The sequence below is a fragment of the Variovorax sp. OK212 genome (genome assembly GCF_900112425.1).
GTDB lineage: Bacteria > Pseudomonadota > Gammaproteobacteria > Burkholderiales > Burkholderiaceae_C > Variovorax.
This window is the reverse complement of record NZ_FOLP01000046.1, coordinates 1-10,141: the sequence shown is the minus strand read 5'-3', so window position 1 is coordinate 10,141 and position 10,141 is coordinate 1. Positions and strand designations below refer to the sequence as shown.

10 protein-coding genes are annotated in these 10,141 nt (G+C 65.7%); 7 read left to right on the top strand and 3 right to left on the bottom strand.

The features are described 5' to 3' along the window. On the top strand, positions 1–135 hold a 135-nt coding region (locus tag BM004_RS41270), incomplete at its 5' end, for an integrase core domain-containing protein (protein ID WP_143072696.1). A 23-nt stretch (positions 136–158) separates the two neighbouring features. On the opposite strand, the gene BM004_RS40175 is transcribed toward BM004_RS41270, so the two are convergent. After that, on the bottom strand, positions 159–584 hold the full coding sequence (locus BM004_RS40175) for a GntR family transcriptional regulator (RefSeq protein WP_093222498.1): 426 nt from the start codon (positions 582–584) through the stop codon (positions 159–161). Between the two features lie 257 nt (positions 585–841). Between BM004_RS40175 and BM004_RS40170 the strand changes: the two genes are divergently transcribed. The 3 genes from BM004_RS40170 to BM004_RS40160 are packed head-to-tail and all read left to right on the top strand — an operon-like array spanning position 842 to position 4,491. Beyond that, on the top strand, positions 842–1,822 hold the full coding sequence (locus tag BM004_RS40170) for a Bug family tripartite tricarboxylate transporter substrate binding protein (protein ID WP_093222494.1): 981 nt from the start codon (positions 842–844) through the stop codon (positions 1,820–1,822). Between the two features lie 34 nt (positions 1,823–1,856). Further along, positions 1,857–2,972 carry an LLM class flavin-dependent oxidoreductase gene (locus tag BM004_RS40165; RefSeq protein WP_093222492.1) on the top strand — a complete coding sequence of 372 codons (1,116 nt, stop codon included), beginning with the start codon at positions 1,857–1,859 and terminating at the stop codon, positions 2,970–2,972. 58 nt (positions 2,973–3,030) lie between these two features. Then, positions 3,031–4,491 (top strand): SidA/IucD/PvdA family monooxygenase, encoded by a 1,461-nt coding sequence (locus BM004_RS40160; RefSeq protein WP_177206797.1) that lies wholly within the window; start codon positions 3,031–3,033, stop codon positions 4,489–4,491. A gap of 16 nt (positions 4,492–4,507) precedes the next feature. Here the strand turns inward: BM004_RS40160 and BM004_RS40155 are convergent, their stop codons facing one another. Next, positions 4,508–5,524: a tripartite tricarboxylate transporter substrate binding protein gene (locus tag BM004_RS40155; protein ID WP_371271254.1), complete on the bottom strand. Its 1,017-nt coding sequence runs from the start codon at positions 5,522–5,524 to the stop codon at positions 4,508–4,510. 156 nt (positions 5,525–5,680) lie between these two features. Between BM004_RS40155 and BM004_RS40150 the strand changes: the two genes are divergently transcribed. Both BM004_RS40150 and BM004_RS41265 read left to right on the top strand, forming a co-directional pair. Further along, a complete protein-coding gene (locus tag BM004_RS40150; protein WP_093222490.1) occupies positions 5,681–7,909 on the top strand; it encodes a rhodanese-like domain-containing protein in 2,229 nt (742 codons plus the stop codon). Between the two features lie 112 nt (positions 7,910–8,021). Beyond that, entirely contained in the window at positions 8,022–8,225 is a 204-nt protein-coding gene (locus BM004_RS41265) for a hypothetical protein (protein WP_143072695.1), read from the top strand. Positions 8,226–8,479: 254 nt separating this feature from the next. Here the strand turns inward: BM004_RS41265 and BM004_RS40145 are convergent, their stop codons facing one another. Then, positions 8,480–9,406 carry an NmrA/HSCARG family protein gene (locus tag BM004_RS40145; RefSeq protein ID WP_093222488.1) on the bottom strand — a complete coding sequence of 309 codons (927 nt, stop codon included), beginning with the start codon at positions 9,404–9,406 and terminating at the stop codon, positions 8,480–8,482. A gap of 90 nt (positions 9,407–9,496) precedes the next feature. On the opposite strand from BM004_RS40145, the gene BM004_RS40140 reads away from it, so the two are divergent. Continuing rightward, positions 9,497–9,955 carry a winged helix-turn-helix transcriptional regulator gene (locus BM004_RS40140; protein ID WP_093222485.1) on the top strand — a complete coding sequence of 153 codons (459 nt, stop codon included), beginning with the start codon at positions 9,497–9,499 and terminating at the stop codon, positions 9,953–9,955. Positions 9,956–10,141 lie beyond the last annotated feature (186 nt).

The window sequence follows — 10,141 nt, the reverse complement described above, 5'->3', positions numbered from 1 at the left end:
TGGCGGCAGGACTACAACGAGGTCAGGCCGCACAGCAGTTGCAATCGCATGCCACCAGCCAAGTTCGCCGAGCTGCATCGCCAGCGCGCTGGCGAGGCAGCTCGACCCAGTTCAAACACCACCGAGATCAATTAATCTTGCAACTCCGGACTTCCTCGTTATGAATGGCCCGGCAAGAGGGGGCAGGTCAGAATCGCAGGCGAGATACGCACCCAACGGCGTCCGCGCGCAGCAGAGGTCTTTGGCCAGCACCTCTCCTGTCTCCACTTCCTCAATGGAATGCACCGCGCGCAGATTGGTGGCACTGAATCGGGCAAGTCTTCGACCGAAGCGAGTGACTGCAGAAAACCCGTCGTCGTGCGTGCGGCCTCCACGCGCGAACCCACATTCTTCTTGCGTGAGATAAGCCCCTGTTCCCGCAGCTCGTCCAGTGCCATTCGCACCGCATAGCGACTCTCGCCGTACAAGTCGCACAACTCGAACTCAGTGGGCAACAACGAACCGACCGGATAGCGGTCGCTTGCTATCGCCTGGGCGAGCGCGGCGGGCTGCAGCCGTTGACATCGGATGGTCGGTGAAGACATGAGACATGGCGGCGAGGCTTTCCGCGAAGGTCTCCGTCGGCTTGGAGGGATTGGGATGACGCATCGGCTATCGCGCAGTCCGGCCGAATCCAAATAACAAAAACAGATCAACGTATGCGGAATACGTGCTTCGCTTCTCGCGGCGATGTCTGAAGAATGGCTGCGCTTGCCTTCGAGGGTGAGTGTTTCCTCGTCGTTCTGACCACGACGTTCAGCGGGCCCCACGAGAGCCGTTTCATTTCATACACGGGCGCATCATGAATACTCGCTTCTCTCGCCGACGGTTTGCCGGTGCGACCTTGGCCGGTGCCGCACTCGCCGGTCTCAGCCCCCCCCTTTCGTGGGCGCAGGGCTTTCCGGCACGGCAAATCCACTACGTCTCCCCTTATCCGCCGGGCGGCACCAACGACCTCGTTGCACGCATCGTGAGCCGCAAGCTCGCAGCCAAGTTTTCGCAACCCGTGATCGTCGACAACCGCGGCGGCGCAGGCGGCACCATCGGCACCCACTTCGTTGTACAGGGGCCGGCCGATGGCTACACGGTGCTCAACGCGTCCAGCGGCAATCTAAGCTCGGCGCCGCAGGTGCTGGGCGCCCCGTACGATCCGCTCGTTGACCTGATTCCCGTGGGTTTTCTCGGGCACATCCGCTTCGTCGTCGCGGTCCATCCATCAGTGCCCGCGAACACGCTGGCTGAGTTCATCAATTACGCGAAGAAGAACCCGCGCAAGATCAACTACGGGACCGCCGGCAACGGCACGGCCGGCCACATCGCAGGCGAATACCTGCGGCTGCGCACTGGCATCGACATCGTGCACGTGCCCTACCGCGGCTCTGCGCCGGCGGTAACCGATGCGGTCGCAGGCCATGTGCAGCTAGTGCTCGATCCGCTGGCCGTGCAGCATGTGCGCAGCGGCAAGCTGCGGGCACTGGCGTTCTCGGGCGCCACCTCGTCGCCCGACCTGCCGGGTGTACCGACTATTGAGGCGGCGGGCCTGCCCGGCTGGGAGGCGACCAATTTCTTCCTGGCCGCCGTGCCCGCGAAGACGCCTCCAGCCGTCGTGCAGCAGCTGCACCGGCAGTTCGTCGAACTCGCGCGCGATGCCAACACGGCGGCCGAACTCAGAGCGCTTGGCGTGGAGATTCAGCCGCTGACCATTCCCCAAATTTCCGCGCTGCTCAAGGCTGAAATCGACGTCAACAACCGTGTGATCCAAGCCGCGGGCATTACGGCCTGAGCATTCATTCATTCGCACACCAGCAACACACTCAATGACCATCGAGCTATACGGCACCCTTTACCCTCGCCTGTTCTCCGAGATCATTCCGGCCGAAGGCCCAGCCTTTGACATTCCGCACATCGAGCGCACCGCCAAGGCGCATGAAGATGCGGACTTCGACGGCGTGCTGCTGCCACACAACGCGGGCTGGGCCGACAACTTCCTGACCGCGGCGCGCGCGGCGGGCGTCACCGAGCGCCTGATGTTCCTGCTCGCGCATCGCCCGGGTTTCGTGTCGCCCACGCTCGCGGCGCGTAAGCTCGCCACGCTCGACCACTTCACCGGTGGCCGCCTGCGGGTGCATATCATCACCGGCGGGCGCGACGCCGAGCAGCAGCGCGACGGCGACTACCTCACGCACGATGCGCGCTACACGCGCACCGACGAGTACCTGGACATCTTGCGCCGAATCTGGACCAGCGAGACGCCGATCGATCACGAAGGCGAGCACTACCGCTTCGCTTCGGCTTTCTCCGAACTCAAGCCGCTGCAGAAGCCGCACGTGCCGATCTCCTTCGGCGGCGCGTCGGACCCGGCCATCGAGGTGGCGGCCAAGCATGCGGACCTCTACGCGCTTTGGGGCGAAACGCTGGACGGCACGCGCGAACTGGTGACGCGCGTGCGCGCCGCCACCGCGCGCCATGGCCGCAATCCGGGCTTCAGCATCTCGATCCGCGCCATCGTGGCCGACAGCGAGGAGGGGGCCTGGAAGAAGGCCCGCGAGATCGCAGAGACCACGCGCGAGGTGGGCCTCTGGAGCGGCAAGTCGAAGGTGTTCGGTGGCGTGAAGCCGCCTGCGGAGACCGCGGAGAACGAAGGCTCGCGCCGCCTGCTCGCGCTGGTCAAGCAAGGCGAGGTGCTTGACGAGCGCCTCTTCATGAGCGTGGCCGCGGCCACCAATGCACCCGGCAATACCACCGCCATCGTCGGGACGCCCGAGCAGGTGGCCGAATCGCTGCTCGCGTACTACGACGTGGGCGTGAGCAACTTCCTGTTCCGCGGCTTCGATCCGCGCACCGACGCACAGGACTACGGCCGCGCGCTGGTGCCGCTTCTGCGCGAAGGCGCGGCCCGTCGCGACGGACTGACCGAGCGCCGGAAAGTCTGAGCACTGCCCACCCCAACCGGATCCGAGCGACATCATTCAAAGCGACAAGCGTCCGACCATGAGCATCCCCTCCACGTCCAACCTCGATCACGCTGCGCAGGAAGCATTGCGCCTGCTGGGCCCTGCGCCCGCCGACTGGGTGCCCACGCACGACGGCGTCGACCACAACGTGGTCGTCGTCGGCGGCGGCCAGACCGGCAGCGCCTTCGCTTTCGCGCTGCAGCGCGCGGGCATCGGCGGCGTCAGCGTCATCGATGCGGCGGCCGATGCAGCGCAATCCGGCGTGTGGCTCACGCGGGCGCGCATGCACAGGCTGCGCACGCTCAAGAACCTGGTCGGGCCCGAAGGTCCGGTCACCGCGCTGGGCTTTCAGGCCTGGTACGAATCGCGGCACGGGCGGGAGTCCTATGCCGCCATCGACCGCATTCCGCGCACCGCCTGGGCAGAGTATCTCGACTGGTTCCGTGGCATCACCGGCACGGCGGTACGCTACGGCACGCGCTTGGTTCGGTTCGAGCCGGTGTTGAACGGTGCGGTGCCGCACTTCAGGCTGCATCTCGAGGTGGGCGGCACGTTGCACATCGAGACCACGCGCAAGCTCATCTTTGCGAACGGCGTGGCCGGCAGCGGCGCGCCCTTTATTCCCGATCTGCTGACCACAGCCGTGAGCAAGGGTCTCGCGGCTCACACCGGCCATGCGATTGACTTTGCGGCGCTGGCCGGTAAGACGGTGGCCGTGATCGGCGCCGCCGCTTCGGCCTTCGATGCGGCGGCCGTGGCGCTGGAGAACGGTGCCGCCGCCGTGCATCTGTTCTCGCGTCGCGAACACATCGCTGCTACGCCGGTGGCGCGCGTGCGCGGATACCCGGGCTTCTACGACAATTACCTCGCGTTGCCCGACGCCGCGCGCTGGCACCATGCAGCGCGATACCGGCGCTTGGGGACTACGCCGCCGCCGGATTCGGTGCAGCGCGTCCTGAAGTTCCCCAACTTTCACTTGCACCTGTCCGCGCCGTGGCGGGGCGCTCAGGTGTGCGATGGGCAGGTTGTCGTGACAGTGCTCGACGAGACCTTCCGCTTCGACTTCGCGATTGCCGGCACCGGCTACACACACGAGTTGTCGCACCGCCCCGAGCTGGCCGGCGTTGCCGATCTGGTGCTGCGGTGGCGCGATCGCTTTACCCCATCCGCACAAGAACGCGACGACGAACTGGGCGCCGCCCCATACCTGGGTGCGGGCCTCGAATACATCGAGAAGACCCCCGGGGCCGCGCCTTGGCTGCGCGACATCCACACTTACAACCCAGGCGGCTTCGCGAGCACCGGCCTGCCGCTGGGCGATGTACCCAGCATGCGCGGCTACGTGCCCGCAGTGGTGCGCCGCATCAGTGAAGACCTTTTGCTGGCGGACCTCGCGCTGCACGAGGCGCGCACCCGCGCCGACGTGCCCGCAGACTTCGACGAGACGCTCTACGCCGCTGCCATCTGGCAGGCCGGAGTGCAGCAGCTTGCCGCCTGATACCGGCATTGTTTCGTTAGCGCAAGGTGATGCCTGCGGTCTGGATCGTCCTGGCGTAGCGCACGCGCTCGGCAGCGAACGTGCGCGCCATGTCGCCCGGTGATCCACCGGCCACTTTGAAACCCATGTCCTCGAGCTTCGCGCGGGTTTCCGGCGCGGAGATCACCGCCTGGATGTCACGGTTGATCTTCGCCACCACCGCGCCCGGCGTGCCCGCGGGCGCGAAGTAGCCCTGCCAGCTTTCGACCGCGAAGCCCGGCAAGCCGACCTCCGACATTGTCGGCACGTCGGGCAGCGCCGCCGAACGGTAAGAGGTGGTCACCGCCAGCGCGCGCAGCTTGCCCGCGCGCACGTGGTCGGTGACGGCGGCCAGCGTGATCAGCGTCGCGTCCACATGGCCCGCGAGCACGTCCAGCGTGGCCGGGCCGCCGCCGGAGTAGGGGATGTAGTTGACCTGGGCGCCGGTGTCCTGCGCGATCATTTCGTGCGCCACGTGGGCGATGCCGCCGTTGCCGGGCAGTCCGAGGCTGATCGATTGCGGCTGCGCCTTTGCGCGCGCGAGATAGCTGCGGAAATCGTTGATGCCGGTCTTCGGGTTGACGACCAGGATCTGCGGATTCACCACCGCCTTGATCACCGGCGCGAAGGCCTTCTGCCCGTCGTAGGGCAAGCGGTCAAAAAGAATGGCGTTGAGCGTGAGGCCTTCGCCCTGCTGCAGCAGCGTGTAGCCGTCGGCCGGCGCCTTGGCCACGCGCGCCGCGCCGATTGTGCCGCTGGCGCCCGCGAGGTTTTCGACCACCACCGACTGGCCCCATTTGTCGGAGAGGCGCTCCGCGATCAGCCGCGTGAGCTTATCGGCGCTTCCGCCCGCGGCCACCGGCACCACGATGTGCACGGGCTTGGAGGGAAAGCCGGCCCCGTTGTCGGCATAGGCGAGCGGGTGGAACACGGTGAAGGCGAGGGCGCCAAGCAGCAGGACGCGCCGGGGCGCGCGAGGCGCGCAAAGCGCATGGGATGAAGTGATCGTTTTCATCCGTACCAATCTAGGGGCGCCCCGGACCCTGCCCAAGGAAGCAAACCGGATATGCGTAGAAGAAAAACTTCGTTGGGACCTCGCGTGCGTCTGCGTACCCTCATCCCGGGACCGCCCCAGCATTCCGACGAATCTCACGACATTCCGAAAGTCCCCATGAGCCTCACCGATCTCCCCGTGGAAACCCCGGGCAACGACATTGCCAGCGCGCGTGCGTGCGCCATCGACGCCTTTCTGACTCAGGCGCGCGGCCTGCTTGCTGGCACCGCGGACAAGCAGACCCTGCAGGCCGTGGCCGATGCGCTGATTGCGCTTGGCCGGCAGAAGTCGCTGTTCCCGGCCGCCCATTTCCCCCTCGACGCGGCCCGCCCCGCGCAGGTTTACCGCTTGGCGGAAGACGCCGACGGCGGTTTTGCGCTGTACTTGTCGGCGGGCTTGGCGGGCAAAGCTCAGCCGCCGCACGACCACACGACTTGGGCCGTGATTGCCGGCGTGGAGGGCAACGAGCGCAATGTGCTCTACCGCCGCGAGAAAACCTCGGATGCGTCGCGCGACACGCTGGTGCAGACACGCACCGTGGACGTGGCCTCCGGCAGCGCCGTGGTGCTGTTGCCAGACGATGTGCACACCATCGAGCTCATCGACGGCCAGGACGGCCGCCATCTGCACTTCTACGGCCGTGCGCTGCAGTTGCTCGACCGTCGCGTGGTGTTTGAAGGCACCGAGGGCGGAAGCTTCCGCCATTTCGCGCCGCCGAAGAACATCCGCCATCCAGCCATCACACCCCAGGCGCTGAAGGCCGCGCTGCAAGATGGCGAAGAGATCGCGCTGCTCGACGTGCGCGAGACCGGCGTCTTCGTGCGCAGCCACATCCTGCTGGCTGCCTCGGCGCCGCTGTGGCGGTTCGAAGTGCAGATCGATCGCCTGGTACCGCGCCGCGGCACGCGCATCGTGCTGGCCGACGCCGACGAATCGCTCGGGCATGAAGCCGCCGCCAAGCTGGTGCGCCTGGGCTGGCGCAACGTATCGGTGCTGGCGGGCGGTACCGAAGGCTGGGCCGCTGCGGGCTACGAACTCTTCAGCGGCAGCAACGTGCCGAGCAAGGCCTTTGGCGAGGTCATCGAGCATCAGAAACACACGCCCTGGATCTCAGTCGACGACCTGCACGCGCGCGTGGAGCGCGGCGACGACATCGTGGTGGTCGACAGCCGCACGCCCGAGGAGTTTGCCGACTTCAGCCTGCCCTTCGCGCACAGCCTGCCGGGCGCCGAACTGGTCTACCGCATTCAGGAACTCGCGCCTCGGCCCGAGACGCTGGTGGTGGTGAACTGCGCCGGGCGAACGCGCAGCATCGTGGGCGCGCAGACGCTCATCGACGCGGGCATTCCAAACAAGGTCGTGTCGTTGAAGGACGGCACCATGGCCTGGCTGCTGGCCGGCCGTCGGCTGTCGCACGGCCGCGCCGCGCCGCTGCCTGAGCCGAGCGAGGCCACGCGCAAGAGCGCGCGCGCCCGTGCCGAAGACCTGGCCGCACGCGCCGGCGTGCGCCGCATCGGCGCGGCCGCGCTCGCGCGCTTCGAGGCCGAAGCCGAGTCCGACGAGCGCTCGCTCTACCGCTTCGACGTGCGCACCCGTCAGGAGTACGAAGCCGGCCACCTGGAAGGCTGGCGCTGGGCGCCCGGCGGCCAGGTGGTGCAGGCCACCGACGAATACGTGGGCACGCGGCATGCGCGCATCGTGCTGGCCGACTGGGACGGCGTGCGCGCGCTGACCACTGGCGCATGGCTCGCGCAATTGGGCGGGCACGAGGTGTTCGTGCTGTCTCCGCCCGCTCTGCCGGTGCTGGTGCTCGGGCCCGAACCCGTGCGCGTGCTGGCGCTGCGTGCCTTCACCCCCGACATCGCGCCGCGCGAGGCGGCCGCGGCGCTGGAGGCCGGCACCGCGGTGGTGTTCGACGTGGAACGACGATCGGCCTTCGAACGACGTCACGTGGCGGGTGCGCGCTTCGCGGTGCCCGATCGGCTGCAGGAGCTAACCGCCGACCTACCTGTCTCTCAGGTGATCGTGCTCACCTCGTCCGACGGCGTGCTCGCGCGCACTGTGGCGGCCGAACTGGCGCAGCGCACCGGGCGCACGGTGCGCGCCGTCGCGGGCGGCACCCAGGCCTGGTCGGCCGCGCGGCTGCCTACTGCCACCGGCCCTGAAGGCGTGCTGACCGGCGATGATGATCACTGGTACAGCCCCTATATGCATGCCGACCTCACCAAGCGGGACGCCGGCTTCCAGCAATACCTCGACTGGGAAATCGGCCTCGTGGCGCAACTGGAACGCGAAGGCGACGTGGGGATTCGCCTGGTCGCGCCGAGCGGGGCGGTGGCGCCATGAACCTGCCCACTGCAGTCCGCACGCGGACACGCGCCTGGGCCGCTGGCAGGACCTCACGCTCTTGGTGCTGACACAGCTGCTTTATGCCACGCTGGGCTTCTGACTGAGCCTGATGATCATCGTGCTGTTTTCAGTGCAGCTGGGCTGGTTGCTGGCCGGCGGCGGCGAGAGCATCGGCGCGGACTTCACTGACTGGACGCGCAAATTCGACTGGCGCGGCACCAAGTGCTGCCCGGCGCGGCTTGGTTCGGGAGCGCAACTTGCGTCAACCGCTGCTTCGTTGCGAACATTGCCCGGGACCGCTCCTCGCCGATAGACAAAACCTCGTCTCGCTCCGTGACGTGCTGGATGCAACGCGGGTGGTGATTACCGACCGCTCGTTGCTGACGACGAGCGTCGACCATGGAGTCGGGGAAAAGCGTCTGACGTCTTTCATATCTCGGTGCGAAGCACGCTTTCCTGCATAGTGGTCTGAGTTAGGTCCGCCTGCCCCTACGGCTGATCAGCGAAGATTGGCAAAGGCCGGTTGGCCGTGAGCGCCAAGTCATCTGAGCTCACTTTCACCAATCGCTACTCCTTGTTGGCAGTGCCATAGGCCCACGCCCCGGCCGCGCCCAGCGCGTTCTCAAACGCCTTTCGTCCTTGCCCATGAAGCCACGATTCAAAGGTCTGGAGCCCCGGATGCAGCTTCCGCAGGGCTGGCAAATTAGCATGACCAACCAACGGGCCAGCGTCCAGTAACTCGGTGAGCCGCCGCAGGAAGGCATTCCCCGCCAAGACCTCGTCAGAAAAGCGCGCATAGGCAATGTGCCGACCTGCGGCTTGGCTAAATAGCGCCTGCAGGTCTGCGCCCGTGGCAGTAGCGCTTGCGATCTCGAATGCCGCGCCGCCAAAACGCGCGGAGTCAGCCAGAACGGCTGCGACGATCGCACCGATGTCTTGCACGGCGATGAATTGCATAGGCTGGTCCAGCCGCATGAAAAAATTGAACTCCCCTTGATCCAGTCCGAAGCCTGGCATAAGCAGCATTTCCATGAATGCTGCTGGCCTCAGAATGGTGGCGTTGATGGGCAGCTTGCGGATGTGATCTTCGATGTGCAGCTTGCTATCGAAATGACCCATGCCCGTGGGCCCGCTGCTCACCGCGCTTGTGCTTGAGTAAACCAAATGCTGCACGCCATTTTGCGCGGCAAGCTCGGCAACGGCGATGCCAAAACGCTCTTCTTCCTCATCGCTCAGTCCCAACACCGCACCCTGCCCCGAACTAGGCTGCACACTGAAGACGGCATGCACGCCCTCAATGGCCTGGCGCATGGCACGATCGTCCGCGAATTCGCCCTCTATGAGAGTGACTCCCGCATCGCGCAACGCCAGCGCCCCGGCGCTATTCGGGTTTCGCACGAGCGCACGGACTCGCCACCCTGCCTTTAGTAGCGCCCACGCCACCGATCCACCCTGCTGTCCCGTGGCACCGAAAACCAAAACTTCATTGCCCATTACTATTGCCCCTTGTTAAAAAGAGCAACGATTGGAGCGAATCGAAGCTGCAAGCGTTGGTGGGCACCACCATTAACCTAAGGCACAAAAATGGTACCAGCGAAAACAGAAAATACTGATACCAAAAACGCTCAAGGCGCCTTTGTGCACGGACGTCCCTACACCAAAACGCCGAGTGGTCCCTTGTTCACGCCTTGCGCCCCGCATAGCGTGCTGGCGCGGCTCGGCGACAAGTGGACGATTTTGGTTATTTCGCACCTTGCCGTAGCCCCTGACCACCGGCTGCGGTTCACGGCGCTCAAAGCTGGCATCGAAGGCATCACCCAGCGCATGCTCACCCTAACGCTGCGCAACCTGGAACGCGACGGCTTGTTGCGCCGCCATCAGTACCCCGAGATGCCTGCACGTGTTGAGTACGAGTTGACGGACATGGGCGCCAGCATGCTGCCGGCGTTGGAGGGGTTCACGTCGTGGATCCGCGAAAACTGGAGCCGAATTGAAGGCAATCGTCGGGACTACGATGGGGCTTCACGGGAAAGTTTGATCTAAGTTCGCGTTGAATGCCAAGTGCGCAGCATTTGCAGCCGGACAAGCAGAGGCTAAGCCGCCGGCTTTTTGAATTTCGCCGATCTCTGACCCTTAGTCTTACTGTGTCACAAGAGTAGCTTTACGCCCGCCCTTCCGCAGCAGGGGCACTGCCCGAGACGAGCGATCAGCTGGTAGCTCAGTCGATGG